Annotated in this window: 18 protein-coding genes; 14 read left to right on the top strand and 4 right to left on the bottom strand. The window is 66.2% G+C overall.

Annotated features, from left to right (window positions below):
* The first annotated feature begins 39 nt into the window (after positions 1 to 39).
* Entirely contained in the window at positions 40 to 1,536 is a 1,497-nt protein-coding gene (locus tag HWV23_RS01520) for a hypothetical protein (RefSeq protein ID WP_178288708.1), read from the top strand.
* Between the two features lie 5 nt (positions 1,537 to 1,541).
* On the opposite strand, the gene aroC is transcribed toward HWV23_RS01520, so the two are convergent.
* A complete protein-coding gene (gene aroC / locus HWV23_RS01515) occupies positions 1,542 to 2,729 on the bottom strand; it encodes a chorismate synthase (RefSeq protein WP_178288707.1) in 1,188 nt (395 codons plus the stop codon).
* A gap of 118 nt (positions 2,730 to 2,847) precedes the next feature.
* Between aroC and HWV23_RS01510 the strand changes: the two genes are divergently transcribed.
* From HWV23_RS01510 to HWV23_RS01485, 6 genes are all read left to right on the top strand, one after another.
* Positions 2,848 to 3,882: a guanosine monophosphate reductase gene (locus HWV23_RS01510; RefSeq protein WP_178288706.1), complete on the top strand. Its 1,035-nt coding sequence runs from the start codon at positions 2,848 to 2,850 to the stop codon at positions 3,880 to 3,882.
* Positions 3,883 to 4,149: 267 nt separating this feature from the next.
* The gene (gene cyoE / locus HWV23_RS01505) at positions 4,150 to 5,463 is read left to right on the top strand and encodes a heme o synthase (RefSeq protein ID WP_211693299.1); all 1,314 of its coding nucleotides are present in this window, start codon (positions 4,150 to 4,152) and stop codon (positions 5,461 to 5,463) included.
* 90 nt (positions 5,464 to 5,553) lie between these two features.
* Positions 5,554 to 5,706, top strand: a complete 153-nt coding sequence (locus tag HWV23_RS01500; RefSeq protein ID WP_178288247.1) for a hypothetical protein — start codon at positions 5,554 to 5,556, stop codon at positions 5,704 to 5,706.
* 4 nt (positions 5,707 to 5,710) lie between these two features.
* Positions 5,711 to 6,253, top strand: a complete 543-nt coding sequence (locus tag HWV23_RS01495) for a cupredoxin domain-containing protein (RefSeq protein ID WP_178288704.1) — start codon at positions 5,711 to 5,713, stop codon at positions 6,251 to 6,253.
* A gap of 1 nt (position 6,254) precedes the next feature.
* Positions 6,255 to 7,985, top strand: a complete 1,731-nt coding sequence (locus HWV23_RS01490; RefSeq protein ID WP_178288703.1) for a cytochrome c oxidase subunit I — start codon at positions 6,255 to 6,257, stop codon at positions 7,983 to 7,985.
* Positions 7,986 to 8,031: 46 nt separating this feature from the next.
* The gene (locus HWV23_RS01485; protein ID WP_178288702.1) at positions 8,032 to 8,727 is read left to right on the top strand and encodes a hypothetical protein; all 696 of its coding nucleotides are present in this window, start codon (positions 8,032 to 8,034) and stop codon (positions 8,725 to 8,727) included.
* Positions 8,728 to 8,745: 18 nt separating this feature from the next.
* On the opposite strand, the gene aroA is transcribed toward HWV23_RS01485, so the two are convergent.
* A complete protein-coding gene (aroA, locus tag HWV23_RS01480) occupies positions 8,746 to 10,059 on the bottom strand; it encodes a 3-phosphoshikimate 1-carboxyvinyltransferase (protein ID WP_178288701.1) in 1,314 nt (437 codons plus the stop codon).
* A gap of 81 nt (positions 10,060 to 10,140) precedes the next feature.
* On the opposite strand from aroA, the gene HWV23_RS01475 reads away from it, so the two are divergent.
* The 5 genes from HWV23_RS01475 to HWV23_RS01455 all read left to right on the top strand — a co-directional run bounded on the left by HWV23_RS01475 (position 10,141) and on the right by HWV23_RS01455 (position 14,345).
* Complete coding sequence (locus HWV23_RS01475) at positions 10,141 to 11,310, top strand: M24 family metallopeptidase (RefSeq protein ID WP_178288700.1); 1,170 nt, start codon at positions 10,141 to 10,143, stop codon at positions 11,308 to 11,310.
* A gap of 97 nt (positions 11,311 to 11,407) precedes the next feature.
* Positions 11,408 to 11,560, top strand: a complete 153-nt coding sequence (locus HWV23_RS01470; protein ID WP_178288699.1) for a hypothetical protein — start codon at positions 11,408 to 11,410, stop codon at positions 11,558 to 11,560.
* A gap of 244 nt (positions 11,561 to 11,804) precedes the next feature.
* Positions 11,805 to 12,536, top strand: a complete 732-nt coding sequence (locus tag HWV23_RS01465) for an NAD(P)-binding domain-containing protein (protein WP_178288698.1) — start codon at positions 11,805 to 11,807, stop codon at positions 12,534 to 12,536.
* Positions 12,533 to 13,972, top strand: a complete 1,440-nt coding sequence (locus HWV23_RS01460) for a small ribosomal subunit Rsm22 family protein (RefSeq protein ID WP_178288697.1) — start codon at positions 12,533 to 12,535, stop codon at positions 13,970 to 13,972. The genes HWV23_RS01465 and HWV23_RS01460 overlap by 4 nt, the downstream gene beginning before the upstream one ends.
* 67 nt (positions 13,973 to 14,039) lie before the next feature.
* Positions 14,040 to 14,345 carry a hypothetical protein gene (locus HWV23_RS01455; RefSeq protein WP_178288696.1) on the top strand — a complete coding sequence of 102 codons (306 nt, stop codon included), beginning with the start codon at positions 14,040 to 14,042 and terminating at the stop codon, positions 14,343 to 14,345.
* A gap of 37 nt (positions 14,346 to 14,382) precedes the next feature.
* On the opposite strand, the gene HWV23_RS01450 is transcribed toward HWV23_RS01455, so the two are convergent.
* Positions 14,383 to 14,685: a DUF6684 family protein gene (locus HWV23_RS01450; protein WP_178288695.1), complete on the bottom strand. Its 303-nt coding sequence runs from the start codon at positions 14,683 to 14,685 to the stop codon at positions 14,383 to 14,385.
* A 139-nt stretch (positions 14,686 to 14,824) separates the two neighbouring features.
* On the opposite strand from HWV23_RS01450, the gene surE reads away from it, so the two are divergent.
* A complete protein-coding gene (gene surE / locus HWV23_RS01445; protein ID WP_178288694.1) occupies positions 14,825 to 15,601 on the top strand; it encodes a 5'/3'-nucleotidase SurE in 777 nt (258 codons plus the stop codon).
* Here the strand turns inward: surE and HWV23_RS01440 are convergent, their stop codons facing one another.
* Complete coding sequence (locus tag HWV23_RS01440) at positions 15,602 to 15,877, bottom strand: hypothetical protein (protein WP_178288693.1); 276 nt, start codon at positions 15,875 to 15,877, stop codon at positions 15,602 to 15,604. It lies immediately after the preceding gene.
* Between the two features lie 77 nt (positions 15,878 to 15,954).
* Between HWV23_RS01440 and HWV23_RS01435 the strand changes: the two genes are divergently transcribed.
* Positions 15,955 to 16,761: an AAC(3) family N-acetyltransferase gene (locus tag HWV23_RS01435; RefSeq protein ID WP_178288692.1), complete on the top strand. Its 807-nt coding sequence runs from the start codon at positions 15,955 to 15,957 to the stop codon at positions 16,759 to 16,761.
* The last annotated feature ends 48 nt before the right edge of the window (positions 16,762 to 16,809 follow it).

Genomic DNA, 16,809 nt, shown 5'->3' with positions numbered 1-16,809 from the left:
TCCACGAGACTTATTCTTAGGCGGGGGCGTACTCGGAATATGAACCGCCGTGGATTCCTCGCGACGACGGGAATCGCCCTCTTCAGCGGCTGTACGTTCGACAACAGCGGGCGAAGTACACCGACCACCGACACGCCGACCGATGGCCCGACCGAGACGCCGACGGAATCGCCTGACCCGTCCGAGGAGCCGTCGGTTTCGGCGGAGGACCTCCGTGAGCGCCGCGTGGTCGATTTCGAGAACGTCCCGCTGACGGTCGCGGTGTTCGGGGCCCGGACCATCAACGACCGCGTCAGGACGACCTACGGCATCTCCGAACCGGCGACCGACGACTCGCCCGCGGTCGTCCACGCGCTCGTTCGGAACCACAACGGCTTCGAGCAGACGTTCCACCTGCGCCGGATTCCGGGTTTTTGGGACTCGCCGAGCACGCACCGAGAGACCGAAGACGGGGAGCGGGGTGGGACGGCGTATCTCGCACCGACGGAAAACCACGACCTCGTCGAATCGGTGCCCGGAGTCGCCCAGGACGATGCGGGCTACTGGCGACTGGCGAGTTCGGGCCGGGAGTGGCTTCCCGAGACGGTCACGCTCGCGCCCGACGAGGCCATCCTCGGCGAGTACTACCTCGTCGGAAGTGACGATACGAGCAACGAACCGCTCGGTGTCGGCGAATACAGGTTCCGCTACCAGGGAGAGGGATTCACCATCTCGGTGTGGGACACCGAATCGCCGGGGCCGGCCGAGGACTCGGCACACGCGGGCACGGAGGTTCCCGAACTGCCCCACGGCGAGTCGACGGCGTGGTATCACGAGGCCGACGCCTCGACGGCCGTCTACCTTCAGCCCTCCACCGAGCGCGTCGAGGCGCCCGCCTGCATCGAATTCGAACTCCGAAACCGGAGTTACGAGCGGCTGTCGGGCAACCCCTACGACTGGACGCTGTTCAAACTCGTCGACGGCGAATGGTTCCGTATCGACCCATGGGGGATTCCGCAGCCGCTTTCGAACGTTCAGCCGGGCGAAACCAACCGTTCGGAGTTGTCCCTGTTCCACGGTGATGCGATGGCCTGCGACGAGGGGCGCAGTGCCGGCTATCTCGGCGGCGGGCGGTACGCCTACCGCGTCGGGCACAGCCGCGACGAGGAAACACAGGCCGCGCTCTTCGACCTCGATGCACCGGCCGTCTCCCCGCAACCGGACGACGACGTGACTATCGAACGGGATGGGGCGGACCTCGTCGTGACGATGCCGGAGTGGAACGACGACGAACATCCCCCGCAGGCCGAAATCGTCTTCGAGCGGGCCGAGGGCACCGACGCGGACCGACGGCTCATCCCCGAACAGCTCTTCCGTCAGCCGATGCGAGGCTATCGGAACACCCTGCCGCTGTTCACGGAGGGCGTCGAACGGATTACGCTCCGGGCGGACCGCCACGTCGTCGGCCACACAACCGGCTACGACAGCCTCGAAACGACCGTCGAATACGACGGAGAGACGTTCCACGTAACGGGCGAAGACCCATTACGGGAGTAACAAATCTACTCGTTTTGCGGGTTCGACGGGTGGTAGTCGGTGTCGTACTCGCCGGGCTGGTCGTCGATTCGCTCGGGGTTGATGCGACCACCGAGGAGCATGAAGTCCAGCACGGTCAGATAGAGCATCGCCTCGACGACGGGGACGCCGCGCGGCGGCAGTACGGGGTCGTGGCGGCCGATGACTTTCGCGTCGTCGACGATTTCGCCCGTCTCCCAGTCGGCCGTCTGCTGGGCTTTCGGAATCGAGGTCGGCGCGTGCAGCGTCACCTCGCCGTAGATGGGCAGGCCGGTCGTGATACCGCCCTGCAGGCCGCCGTGGTCGTTCTCGACGGGGATGGGGTCGCCTTCTTCGGCAACGACGTCGTCGCGGTCGCCCTCGTAGAAGGTCCACTCGTCGTTACGGTTCTTGCCCGTGTAGGTGCGGGCTTCCTTTCCGAGACCGAACTCGAAGGCCGTCGTCGCAGGGACGGACATCATGGCCTTGCCGAGGCGGGCCTCGAAGGAATCGAACCGCGGGGCGCCGAGACCGCGCGGGACGCCGCGAACCTCGAACTCGATGGAGCCACCGATGGAGTCGCCGGCTTCCTGATACTCGTCGATTCGCTCGCGCATCTTCTCGGCGGTTTCGGGGTGGGCACACCGGACCTCGTTGTCCTCGCTGTGTTCGAGCATCTCCTCGAAGGAGATGTCCGGGGCCTCGATATCACCGATCTGGTTGACGTGGGCCTTAATCTGGACGTCGTGGTCGGACTGTTCGAGGACCTGCTTTGCGATGGCGCCGGCCGCGACCCAGTTGACCGTCTCGCGAGCAGAGGAGCGGCCACCGCCGCCCCAGTTGCGCGTGCCGAACTTCGCCGAGTAGGTGAAGTCGCCGTGGGACGGTCGGGGGGCGGTAATGAAGGGTTCGTACTTGCCCGAGCGGGCGTCCTTGTTCTGGATGACCATCCCGATAGGGGTGCCGGTGGTGTAGCCCTCCAGCGTGCCGGAGTTGATGGTCACCTCGTCGGGTTCGCCGCGGCTGGTCGTTATTTTCGATTGGCCGGGTTTCCGGCGGTCGAGTTCGTACTGGATGGCCTCCTCGTCGAGTTCGACGCCGGCGGGACAGCCGGAGACGGTGACGCCCATCGCGTCGCCGTGGCTCTCGCCGAACGTGGTCACCTGAAAGAGCCGACCGAAGCGGTTGCCGTTCATTGACGGACCCTCGGGACGCCGGGGGTTTAGACTTTTCAATGGCGCAAGGCGGGCCTCACGAGTTCGCCGTTCCGATGTGCTTATACGTGACGATGAGTTATGCTTGGAAGGTTTGCGTATGCCCTACGAAACGGGACTCTCGTATGACGACGTGTTGCTCGTACCCCAGCGGTCGCCGGTCGACAGCCGTAGCGACGTCGACCTCTCGACGGAACTGGCGGACGGACTCGAACTCGCCGTTCCGGTGACGACCGCTGCGATGGACAGCGTCACCGAAACGGCGATGGCCCGCGGGGTCGCTCAACGGGGCGGCCTCGGGGTCCTCCACCGCTTCCTCTCGGTCGACCGGCAGGCCGAGATGGTCGCGTCGGTCGCCGACGAGGGCCTGCAGGTCGCCGCCGCGGTCGGTATCGCCGAGGACTACGTCGAGCGAGCACGCGCGCTCGTCGAGGCGGGCGTCGACATGGTCGTCCTCGACGTCGCCCACGGCCACATGGAACGGACCATCGAGGCGACCGCGGAACTCGCCGAAGCGTTCCCCGAGACGCCGCTGTGTTCGGGTAACGTCGTGACCCGGCAGGGCGTCGAGGACCTCGCGGCCGCCGGCGCCGACTGCATCAAGGTCGGCGTCGGCCCCGGCTCCCACTGTACCACCCGCGAGGTCACCGGCTTCGGCGTGCCGCAGTTCACGGCCGTCGAACGCTGTGCGGCCGAGGCGCAGAAGCACGACGTCACCGTCATCGCCGACGGTGGTATCCGGACCTCCGGGGACGCCGTCAAGGCGCTGCTCGGCGGCGCCGACGCGGTCATGATGGGCGGCTTCTTCGCCGGCTGTGAGGAGGCCCCCGGCGAAGTCGTCGAGGTCGACGGCAAGGAGTACAAGCGCTCCCGTGGGATGTCGACGGCGGCGGCCGCCGAGGACCGCGAGGACAAGGAGGCCGACATCGAGGCCGACGAGGGCGTCGAGTCGCTGACCGAATACACCGGCCCCGTCGCCCCGCGACTGGACGAGTTCGCGGCCGGCATTCGCTCCGGGTTCTCGTATGCGGGCGCCCACGACCTGCAGACCGCCCGGGAGAACGCGGAGTTCATGGAAGTAAACGAGACGACGAAGGGCCGCAACGGCGCACACGGCTTCGGCAACGACGTATAGCGGTCCCGAGGCTACTCGGGGCGGTCGTTCGGAAAGTGGGAACAGGGATACCAGGTGTTCCCAGGTGGACCAGCAATCGCGTCGGTTGAGGGCTGTCGAACCAACGCATCTCACCCTTCCGCACCTCCCCACCTGAACGTTTTCCCTTATAAATTAGGCCGCGCCCTACAGTACCGATAGCTACGTGGTCTCGACTCCGCGCCGGATACTCGACATCCGAACATGTTCCGGGAAACTGGCCTGTTTCGCCGGGCCGTCGTTCCGTGCATGTCGAGGCCGCGATTCACGAACGCCCTTACGGCGACGACCGTCGGTACCTACGCCCTCGTCGTCCTCGGGGCGACGACGGCGGCGCTGGAATCGTCGACGACCGTGGCGACGCTTCACCACCTGCTCGCGGTGGCGGTCGGCGCCGCCCTCGCGTTCGTCGTCTGGCGCGTGTGGCACGCGACGGCCTCGCGACAGGTCCGGGCTTCCGTCGCCGTTGCGGGCCTGCTCTACCCCCTGCAGGCCGGCGTCGGTGCGGCCACCTACGCGGGCGTTCCGCTCGCATCTACACATCTCCTGCTCGCGATGGTCATCTTCGCGTCGCTGCTCGTGGCCCTCATCGGACACCTCGATACCGACCAGCGTGCCGATTCGATAGAACGCCCCGGCCGGTCGGATTCGGGGGCGGAGGCGGATTCCACGTCGACGCCGCCACGGGACGGTATCGTAGCGACGGTCAGAGCGTATCTCGCCCTGACGAAACCGCGGCTCATGTGGCTGCTCTGTCTGCTCGCGCTCGGCGGGATGGGTCTGGCCGCTGCGACCGGCGCCCGTCTCGACGGGACGACCGTCGCCGCGACGCTCGGCGGCGGCATCCTCGCGGTCGGCGCCTCGGGGACGTTCAACCACCTCTACGAGCGCGACCGTGACAAGCGGATGGGTCGGACCGATGACCGCCCGCTCGTCTCGGGTCGGGTGACGCCGCGCGGTGCGGCCTGCTTCGGCCTCGGCCTCGCCGCCGCCTCTATCGCGGTCATGCTCGCGTTCGTGAACCCCCTCGCGGCCGGCCTGACTGTCGCCGCCATACTCTATTACAGTGTCGTCTACACGGTCCTCCTGAAGCCGAACACGACCTGGAGCATCGCCATCGGCGGCGGGTCGGGCGCGCTTCCGGCCGTCATCGGCTGGGCTGCCGTCACGGGCGGTATCGGGATTCCTGCGCTCCTCTTGGCTGCTGTCGTCGTCTTCTGGACGCCGAGTCACTTCTACAACCTCGGCATCGCCCACCGGGACGACTACGGCGCCGCCTCGTACCCGATGGTGCCCGTCGTCCACGGCGTCGCCCCGGCGCGTCGACGCATCGGCTACGCGCTGGGTGCGACGCTGTTGACCGCGGCCGGCCTCGGCGCGGTCGCTGGCCTCGGCATCGTCTACGCCGCTGCCGTCGTCGTCGGAGCGGCCGTCTTCCTCGTCAGTATCGTGTGGCAGTACCGCGAGCCAACCTATTCGGCGACGATGCGGAGTTTCCACGCCTCGAACGCCTTCCTCGGGCTTCTGCTCGTCGCGATACTCGTCGAGACTGTCCTGGTCTAACCCGGCCGGGAGAGGCGTTCGGCGGTCGAATCCCGAACATGTACGCGAGAATCACCATTGACCCATCGGTCAAATCGCTCATATGTGACCATGCCAGAGACAGCAACTGATACCGATTCGGCGCCCTTCATGCAACGACTCTACAACCGTATCTGGCTCCTCGCCGCGGCGGCGTTCGTGTTCTTCCTACTTTCCTACGTCGGATGGGGCCTGCTCGATATCCTCGCGGCCACGCCGAGGTGATTCCATGACATCACCGACAGAACCCCCCGAAGGCAACTGGTGGGACGAACCAGTGAGCCGCCGCGAGTCGATGTGGCTCGGCATCGCCGGCATCTGGTCTATCGGTATCTTCAGCTGGATGCGCGGCTTCACCGAGTTCGGCGACCAGAACCCGACCGGCACGACCTACGACGTCAGTTCCGAGGAGTACCGCCAGCGCGTCTCCGAGTACAAGAACGCCGCCGAGGATACCGACCGCGGCCTCGTCCCGCCGGGCGACGACGTCTACATCGGCGCGATGCGATACCTCTGGGACGGCCTGCCGGTCGTCCTCGAAACCGGGAAAGAATACGACTTCCACATCGGTTCCTACGACGTCCAGCACGGCTTCTCGATACGGCCCGAAGGAACCCTGAGCCAGCAGATCAACCTGCAGGTCTACCCCGACACGGAGTGGGTGATACCGATGACCTTCGACGAACCCGACACGTACCACGTCATCTGCAACGAGTTCTGTGGAGAGGGCCACCGAACGATGCACGGCACGCTCGTCGTGGAGGAGGGCTAACATGCTGGCGCGAATCACCGACCTCTTCGAGAACGACTACGGCCCCGACGGCTTCCGGACGTGTTCGGTGACCGGCCTCGACATCCACCGCTCGGCCGAGAAGTACGTCAAACTCTTCGGCCTGACCGCCGTCATCGCGCTCGTCGTCGGCGGTATCTTCGCCTTTAACGTCGCGATGACGCGGTGGGAACTGGTCGGCCTGCTGGAACCCAGCAGTTACTACACCCACCTCAGCATGCACGCGTGGAACCTGCTCATCTTCTGGATGGTGTTCATGGAAATCGCCATCCTCTACGTGGGCGGCCCGATGATTCTCGGGCGACGGCTCCCGTGGACCAAGGTCGCGGCCGCCGGGTGGGTGACGATGGTCGTGAGCGCAATCGGCGTCAACTACAGCATCTGGACGACCGAAGCGCCGAACCAGGCGCCGCTTTTGACCGCCTACGTCCCGCTGCCGGTCTCCTCGCTGTTCTACGGGATGGCCATCCTCTTCCTCGTCGGCGCGACCATCGCCGCGCTGCCCTTCTTCGTCACCATCTGGAAGGAAAAGCGTGGCCGGCCCGAGGCGACGCTGCCGCTCATCGCGTTCGGCGCGTTCGTCACAGGTATCATCGCTGTCGAGGCGATTCTGGGCGGCATCGCCGCCTTCGGCTACGCGCTGGCGTGGCGCCTCGAATTCATCGCGACGGCCGATGCCGGCGTCTACCGACACCTCTACTGGATTGTGGGTCACGGCACCCAGCAGATCAACCTCGTGGCGATGATTACCGTCTGGTACTTCCTAACCCACGTCGTCGGCGGGGCCGTCGTCGTCAGCGAGAAGGTCTCGCGGTCGGCCTTCATCCTCTATCTGTTCTTCATCAACATGGGCGCGGCCCACCACCTGCTCGTTGACCCCGGCATCTCCGCCAACTGGCGCATCTGGAACACCTCGTATGCGTTCTACGGCGCCGCCTTCGCCAGCATGATTCACGCCTTCGCCATCCCGGCCGGCATCGAGGTCGGCCGGCGGCGGCGCGGCCTCGGCGGCGGCCTCTTCGGCTGGCTCACCTCCGCGCCGTGGAAGAACCCCATCTTCGCCGCCATCACCTTCAGCGTCATCCTCTTCGGGTTCCTCGGCGGCATCACCGGCGTCGTGATGGGTCAGATGCAGGTCAACATGACCTGGCACAACACCTTCGCCGCGGTCGGTCACTTCCACGCCACCGTCGCGCTCGGGACGACGCTGGCGTTCATGGGGCTGGTCTTCTTCGTCGTCCGGACCATGTTCCAGCGTCAGTTCGTCTCGGGCTTCCTCGCGATGCTTACGCCCTACGCATACGCTGGCGCGATGGGTATCGCGACGATAATGATGATGTACGCCGGCATCCTCTACGGCGTCCCGCGGCGGACCGCCGAGGTCGTCCGGAACATCCCCGGGAGCGACTTCAGCCTCGCGGCCGCGACGCCGCTTTTTGCGGTGTTCGGAATATTCGCCGTCCTCGCGATTCTCGGCGGCGTCTGCTTCGTCGCGGTCGCCGTCGGGTCGCTGCTCTTCGGTGACCGCATCAACGAGGGCGACAACGACGACCTGCTGCCGGAGGGCGGCCTCCGCTCGGACGGCGGCAAGCCTGTCCACGCCTACGACATGCGCGGGACCTTCACCCTCTGTCTGGTGTTCATGGCCGTCTTCGTCGCCAGTTACGTCCTCAACTGGTACCTGCTCACCGAACTGTGGGCCATCGGCCTCTGACCGACTCTCGAACTGCCTTCGAACCACACCACACGATTCCAAACCGATGACCGATTCCGGATTCCACACTCACGCGACGTCGGGTGCCCGCCGCATCCTCGGTCAGGCGTGGCGCGACCTGCTGAGCGTCTACTACGCCAACACGCCGGCCTGGCGCTGGCTGAAAAGCGGCGGCCTCGTCATGTTCGGCCTCGCCATCTGGAGCGGCGCGAACGTCCTTCACTCCTACGTTCCCGAGTGGGATTTCCTCACCTACGTGATGGCCTACGGCTTTCTCGTCATCGCGTGGGGGCCGCTGACCCACTTCCTCGTCGTCCCGGGCGTTATCCGGCTCCGACGGACGGCCGACGGCGGCGTGCGACGGTGGATAGCCCGCAACGGCTCCAAACTCAACCTCTCGGTGTTCATCGCACTGGTGGTCGTTCTCGGCACCCTCACGCCGGGCGTCATGATGCTTGAATTCTCGGGGGGGCTCACCGATTCCGGCGGCGGTGACGTGACCGCCGACCTGGTCTGTGAGTCCGGCGAGGAGACCATCTCCTGCACCCTCGAAGAGCCCAACGGGTTCGACCACGCAGTCGTCAGTTCCGGCGGGGAGCGACTCCAGCGAGTCGACGGCCCGCCCTACGCGTTCGAAATCCAGCGCGACGAACTGACCGAAACCAGGGACGGAGCGACCTTCGTCGTCGAACTCAAGGCCGAAGACGGGACCACCCTACGTCGGTTCGTCCGGACAGTCTGAGTTGGGGGATTCCGGCCCTTACCGCTCGACGCCCGCACCGAGGTGGAAAAGCACTTCGAAGAAATCGGGGAAGGAGACGTCGACGTGGTCGGCGCCCTCGATTGTCGTCTCGCCGTCGGCGACCAGCGCGGCCGTCGCCAGCGCCATGATGATGCGGTGGTCCTCGTAGCCCTCGACGGTCGCCCCTTCGAGGCCGCCGCCGTGGACGACGAGTTCGTCCTCGTACTCCTCGACGTCGACGCCCATCTTTTCGAGTTCCGAGGCCATCGCAGCCACGCGGTCGGTCTCCTTTAAGCGGACGTGCTCGCAGTCGGTAATCCGGGTCGTTCCCTCGGCAACGGCCCCCAGCGCGGCGATGGTCGGCAGGAGGTCCGGCGTGTCGGCGACGCCGACCTCGATGCCCTGCAGGTCGGACTGCGCGACGGTGATGACGCCGTTATCGCGGTCCCAGTCGATGGCGGCACCCATGTCTTCGAGGATGCCGACGATGGCTGAATCACCCTGCGCGCTCGGGTAAGCGCTCTCGACGACGAGTTCGTCCTCGGCCGCCAGCGCACCCGCCGCCAGCAGATACGACATCGACGAGAAGTCGCCGGGAACGTGATACTCGCCGTCATCGGGTTCGTAACTCTGGCCGCCCGGCACGCGGAAGCCGTCGGCGCCGGCCGCTTGAATCTCGGAGTCGTCGCCACCGAGTACCTCCGCCTCGATGCCGAAGTCCTCCAGCACCTCCAGCGTGATGTCGACGTAGGGCGCGGATTTGAGGTCCGTCGTCAGGTCAACGTCGACGCCCTCCTCGGTGACTGCTCCGGCCATCAGCAGCGCGGTGATGTACTGTGAGGAGACGTCGCCGCGGATGGACACCTCGCTGCCGACGACACCCTCGCCGACGATTAGCGGCGCCTCGCCGTTCGAGCGCGTCGATTCCGCGCGAGCGCCGAGTTGTTTCAGCGCGTCCAAAAGTGGGCCTTGCGGGCGGGAGCGAAGCGACGAATCGCCCGTCAGCACGGTCAGGCCGTCGACGAGCGCGCCGGTTGCCGCGGTCAGTCGCATCGTGGTTCCGCTGTTGGCGCAGTCGATGACGTCGGCCGGCGTCTCCGGGTCGCCCTCGAAGCCGACGACTTCGAGGTCGCCGTCATCGAGTTCGGTCGTCGAGCCGCCGTAGGCCTCGACCGCACGCATCGTCGCGCGTGTATCGGCGCTGAAAAGCGGGTTCCTGACGACGGCGCCGCCCGCGTAGCCGGCCGCGAGGATGGCGCGGTGCGTGTAGCTCTTCGACGGCGGCGCTCGGGCCGTCCCGTGTACCGTCGACGGCGAGATGTGTACGTCCATACCGGGCCGTCGACGGGCGGCGAAAAGAGGCTACCGATGGCGACGACAATCCCTATTACCACGCCGCCCCGCGATGTCGGTATGGACCCGGACCTCTCGAAACTCGACGACTATCTCGACGAGGCGGACGTCGACGGCTACCTCATCAAGGCCGACGGCGAGGACTCAAACCAGCGATACCTCTCGGGCTTTACCGCCCCGGACCCCTTCGTCACGCTCTATACCGGCGAAAACCACCTGCTCGTCTCGGCGCTGGAGTACGGCCGCGCCAAGCGCAACGCCCGCGCCGAAAGCGTCGAACGCCACTCCGAGTACGACGCCCGCGCCAACATCGACGAGTACGGCCGCCCTGAGGGCGAATACCGGACTCTCAAATCGTTCCTCGATGCCCACGACGCGTCGTCGGTGGCCGCGCCCGCCGACTTCCCGCTTGGGGTCGCCGACGGCCTCCGCAATCTCGGTGTCGAAATACAGGCCGACACCGACGACGTCATCGAGTCGATTCGCGCGACCAAGACCGACGAGGAAGTCGAACACATCCGCGAGGCCCAGAAGGCAAACGAGGCGGCGATGGCCCGCGCCGAGGAACTGCTCGCCGCGGCGGACGTCGATGACGGCACGCTCGTCTACGAGGGCGACCCGCTGACCTCCGAGCGGGTCAAACAGGAAATCGAAATCGAACTCCTCCGGCACGGCTGTGCGCTCGACGAGACCATCGTCGCCTGCGGTGCCGATGCTGCCGACCCCCACGACCGCGGCTCCGGGCCGCTGGAAGCCGACGAGGCCATCATCATCGACATCTTCCCGCGCTCGAAGGAGACGGGCTACTACGCCGACATGACCCGAACATTCTGCGTCGGCGAACCCTCGGAGACCATCGACGAGTGGTACGACCTGACGCTTGAAGCACAGGAAGCCGCCCTCGACGCCATCGAGGCGGGCGTCACCGGCAGCGAGGTCCACGACGCGGTCTGTGACGTCTACGAGAATGCGGGCCTGCCGACGCTGCGGGCCGACGAGACGACCGAAACCGGCTTCATCCACACCACCGGCCACGGCGTCGGCCTCGACATCCACGAGTTCCCGCGCGTCTCCGAGCAGGACAACGAACTCGAAGCCGGACACATCGTCACGGTCGAACCCGGCCTCTACGACCCCGAGGTCGGCGGCGTCCGCATCGAGGACATCGTCGTCGTCACCGAGGACGGCCACGAGAATCTGACCGACTACGAGAAGTCGTTGCGGCTCTGAGAAAGGGCCGGCTACGGCAACTCCCTTATATCTTCAGGACACTTCGACTGTCGATTGGTAACACACCTCTTAGAGCCGGGCGTCCGATGGTACAGATATGTCGAGCAGCAACGAATCTCGGAGCGGTATCGCAGTCTGTGAGGACTGCGGAACGATTCGCCCAGTCGAGATACGGGCCGGTGGGACGGTCCGCGCGCTCGGCGATTCGAACTGCACCTGCGGGAAGAACGACTTCCGGGTCCTCGAATAGCGGTCCGCCACTGACGCTGGTGCCCCGGCGGACTGGTAAGGTACAAAAGCCGCCCGCACCTACCGTCCCTCGGCGGCTATGATGAGGCTCGTACCCCCGCTCCGAGCCCCTTGTGACGACGCTTACTCCTGAGCCGCCGTCTACCTTCGGAGCCGCGCCGAAACCTCCGATAGCTGCCCGCAGGGGCGCCGAAACGGATGGCAATCCCGAACCCCTTTTGAGTCGGCCGTGGTTACCCGTGCCCATGCAACTGCTCGTCGTCGGTGCCGGGGAGATGGGCCGGTGGTTCGCCCGCCACAGCGGCGCCGAGGCCGTCGCGTTCGCCGACCGGAACCCGGACGTCGCCGAAGCGGCGGCCGCCGAACGCGACGACGCCACGACGGTCCCGCTGGACACCGACGAGCGTTTCGAGGTCGTCTGTATTGCGGTTCCCATGACGGCCGTTCCCGAGGCCATCGCCGACCACGCCGGGAAGGCGACCGAGGCCGTCGTCGACGTCTCCGGCGAGATGCGCGATTCGGTCGCCGCGCTCGCCGACCACGCCACCGAGCGCGAGCGGGCGAGTTTCCACCCGCTGTTTTCGGCGTCGAACGCCCCGGGGAACGTCCCCGTCGTCATCGACCGCGAGGGGCCCGTCATCGACGGCATCTGCGACGCACTGACTGCGGCCGGCAACGACGTCTTCGAGACGACGCCCACCGAACACGACCGGGCGATGGAGACGGTTCAAGCGAAGGCCCACACCGCCGTTCTCGCCTACGCGCTGGCAGCCGACGACGTCGACCCGCGGTTCCACACGACGCTGTCGGCGCCGCTGGAGGAGTTGGTCGACCAGATGGTCGACGGCACGCCCGAGGTGTACGCCGAGATTCAGGAGCGGTTCGCGGGCCGTGAGGCCGTCGCCGAGGCCGCCAGAGAACTCGCCGAAGCCGACCGCGAGACGTTCATCGACCGCTACGAGGACGCCAGCAAATGACCGACACAGACGCCATCATCGACAACGCACGCTACCTCCGAGAGGTCCGTCCCATCGACCCAGATGAGATATACGAATACATCGAGAGCCAGCCACATCCGGCCGTCGTCCGGGAGACCCTCCGCGAACACGCCTTCGAGTTGGGTATCCGCGAACGCGAGGACGGCACCTTCGTCCCAATCGAGGAGGGCCCGATAGACGTCGACTTCCACGGCGTCGAACGTTTCCCCGAACCCTATGCGCGCCGCTTCGAGGACCTCTTGGTCGAGAAGTACGGCCCCGGGTGGCCCGACGGCGACAGCGGCGACGCCCTCCGAGGCCGCATCGACGACCTGAAGGAGGCCTACTTCGCTGACGTCGACGTCGACTACGACGAAGAGACTGCGCTGGCCTACGGGGTCTACCACCTGCCGGATTACTACGCCGCCATCCAGTACGTCCTCTACGAACTCGCACGGGACGGCCTGCTGGACCACGACCTCCGCGTCCTCGAAGTCGGCGCGGGAACCGGCGGCCCCGCCCTCGGCCTCCACGACTTCCTGCCGGATGGCGTCCTCGTCGACTACGACGCCGTCGAACCGAGCGCCGCTGCGGACGTCCTCGAACATATGCTGGCCGACACTCATCCCAGTTTCCGGACGACGATTCACCGCGAGCGGGCCGAGGAGTTCGACCCCGAAGACGGAACGGAGTACGACCTGCTCGTCTTCGCGAACGTCCTCTCGGAACTCGACGACCCCGTTTCGGTCGCCGAACGGTATCTCGACGCGCTGGCCGACGACGGGACCCTGTTGGCCATCTCGCCGGCCGAGGAACGGACCGCCACGCGCCTCCGTGAAATCGAACGCGACCTCGTCGACCGGCGGCCCGACGCAACCGTCTACGCGCCGACGGTTCGGCTCTGGCCCGACGAGGACCCCGAGGACCGCGGCTGGACGTTCCGACGCGAACCCGATATCGAGCCGCCGGCCTTTCAGAGCCGCCTCGACCGGGCGGCCGTCGGCGGCGCTGACGACGACCGGCGCGGCCTCGTGGCCAGCGGCGACGGAACGTATCTCAACACCGATGTGCAGTTCGCCTACCTCCTCCTGCGGACCGACGGCAAGCGAGCCATCGAGTACACGCCCGACCCCGAGCAGGTCGCGAAGATGGCCGACATGGAAGCCCACGTCACCGAGCGTATCGACCTCGACGCGCTCAAACTCTCGCCGAACCTCGCCGAGGAGGGCAACCCCCTGTTCAAAATCAGCGACGGCTCCGAGACGGTCGATAACTACGCCGTGCTGACGCGCGAATCGGCGCTCAACGAGGCGCTCGCACGGGCGCCCTACGGCTCGCTGCTCCGCTTCGAGAACGTACTGGTGCTGTGGAACGACGACGAGGAGGCCTACAACCTCGTCGTCGACGCCGAGACGGTCGTCGACCGACTCACGTAGGGCGCTGTCGGCCGTCTGAACATGTTCGCAACAGGGACTTCGGCGACGACGGCCGACGCGTTCACCGATGACCGACCGGGACGCGGAACTCCGAGGCCTCGCTTCCGAACTCCGCGAACACGACGCCGTCGCCGACGCGTTCCTCGCGAAGAGCTTTACCGACCAACTGCTTGTTCTCGACTTACAGCAGGACGGAGCAGTACCGTCGGATATCGTCGAATCGCTTCGGGACCACGACCTCGTGGGGGCAAACGAGGTCTACGGCGAGGACGGCAGCGACGTTTCGTTTGCGGGCACCGTCGGAGAGACAGCACGGCACCAGTTCGTCGACGTGCGCACCCGCGGCGACCACCAGTCGTACGTCGTGGAGTGATGGACGTGCCGCGATTGTCGACCCGCCAGCTATCGGCCTAATCGTCGTCGGCTTCGGGGGTCATCTCCGCGTCGGCCCACGAATATCCGGGCGGTATCTCGTCGCCGCCCGCCTGTTCGGCTTTCGTGACCGCTTTCGCCGCGTAATAGGTTATGACGACGACCACGACCACGGGGATGAGGATGAGCGATAGCTGGACCACGGTGACCAGTGTATTGCTCGGGTAGGACCCGTAGCCGAGGAAGAGGAGCGTGAAGAAGAGTAGAATCCCAACCGGAACGACGTTGACCAGAATGTCGAGCAGTGTCTCACGGTCGAACAGGGTATCGGTATCCAGCATACCCGAAGGCCGCTGCGCTCGGCGATTATCGATTATGGCGAACATGTTCTCGGCGTCCGCCGGTCGGGTCGGCCCCGTCGATATCGAAACTCCGGAGTGCGTGCGATGAACTTTTGCGAGGGCGGCCCACACCACCGGTATGGATATCCTGCTCACGAACGACGACGGCATCGACGCGCCCGGGATTCGGGCGCTCTACGAGGAACTCGATGCCATCGCCGACGTGACCACGCTGGCGCCGGCAACCGACCAGAGCGCGGTCGGCCGCCAACACTCGAAACACGTTGAACTCCACGACCACGAGTTCGGCTACGCCGTCGACGGGACGCCGACCGACTGTGTCATCGCCGGCATCGGCGCCCTGGACCTCGACCCAGACCTCGTCGTCGCCGGCGTCAACGCGGGTGCCAATCTCGGCGAATACGTTCTGGGGCGGTCGGGCACCGTCTCCGCGGCCGTCGAGGCGGCGTTCTTCGGCGTACCCGCCATCGCCGCCTCCGTCTACTTCCCGGTCGGCGACATCTCCTTTCAGGACTTCGAGGCCGACCCCGAGGACTTCCGGGAGGCCACCCGCGCGGTCCGGTATCTCATCGACCACGCGATGAACGTCGGCGTCTTCGAGGACGCGGACTACCTCAACGTCAACGCGCCGCTCCCGTCGGAGGAGGGCCACGCCGACATGGAGATTACGCGTCCCTCTCACGTCTACCAGATGGACGCCGAACGCGACGGCGAAACCGTCACCATCCACGACCGCATCTGGGAGCGGATGGCCGAAGGCGACATTCCCGACCCGCTCGGCAGCGACCGCCGGGCCGTCGTCGAGGGACGGGTCAGCGTCTCGCCGCTGACCGCGCCACATACGACGACCCACCACGAGGCGCTGGACGGCCTCGCTGAGACCTACTCGGAGTAATCAGTCGACGTAGCCGAACGCTTCCGCGTCGATTTCGGTCTCGACGTAATCCGCGCCGTGGTCGGTGATGACGTAATATTCCTCGGGGCGGTCCAGTCGCCGGACCATGCCCTCCGCTTCGAGGGCTTCCAGCGTTTCCTGGGTCTCCACGATGGACGGTGCCTCGCCCGCGTACTCCTTGATGTTGGTGACGATGCTGTGCGGCGACAGGGCGACGCCGGCCTGATACAGCACGCGCATGATGGGGTCGGTCGCGTCCGTCTTCCACTCGGGCATACCCAACCTGTCGGCCCGGTGCCACAAATACCCACGCCCGGGGAAGATACTCAATCCCCCGCCACATGGCCGTCCGTATGACCGAGCAGGCTGCCATCGAGCGGGTCGAAAGCCCCGTCACCGTCGACGATATCGCTGCCGACTGCCGTGCTCTCGGTGTCGAGGCCGGCGAGACGCTCATCGTCCATTCCTCGATGAGCGCGCTAGGGTGGGTCGCCGGCCAACAGCAAGCCGTCGTTGAAGGTCTTCAGCGGGCGGTCACCGAGGAGGGAACGCTCGTCGTGCCGACGCATTCGCCCCAGTACAGCGATTCCGCGAAGTGGTCGAACCCGCCGATTCCCGACGCATGGGTCGAGGCGATGCCCGAGCGGCTGCCGCCGTTCCGTCCCGAGGCGACGCCCTCGCGTGGCGTCGGTGCGGTCCCCGAGTGTTTCCGGACGTTCCCCGACGCAGTCCGAAGCCGGCACCCCGAATGCTCCTTTGCCGCGTGGGGTGCCGACGCCGACGCAATCGTCGCCGACCACAGCTACGATTACGGCCTCGGCGATGGGTCGCCGCTCGCCGAGGTCTACGACCGCGACGGCCGCGTCCTTCTGCTCGGCGTCGGTCACGACGTCAACACGTCGTTGCATCTCGCCGAACACCGCGCTGATTTCGAGAAAGAGCACGTCAGTCACCGAGCGCCAGTCATCGAGGACGACGAGCGCGTGATGGTCAGTTACGACGACATCGTGACGACGACGGAGGATTTCGAGGACGTCGGCGCGGCCTTCGAATCCGAGTTCGGCGCCGAGAAGGGGTCGGTTGGTGCCGCCGACGCGACACTCCTCAGTCAGCCAGAACTGGTCGATTTCGCCGTCGACTGGTTCGAGACCCATCGGTAAATTCGCACGACTGCGTGGATTCTGAAACCGGGAGGCCCACTGCCTTTC

This window comes from Natronomonas halophila, from assembly GCF_013391085.1.
Taxonomy (GTDB): Archaea; Halobacteriota; Halobacteria; order Halobacteriales; family Haloarculaceae; genus Natronomonas; species Natronomonas halophila.
Note: the sequence above shows the minus strand (reverse complement) of the source record. Positions and strands in the feature narration are given on the sequence as shown.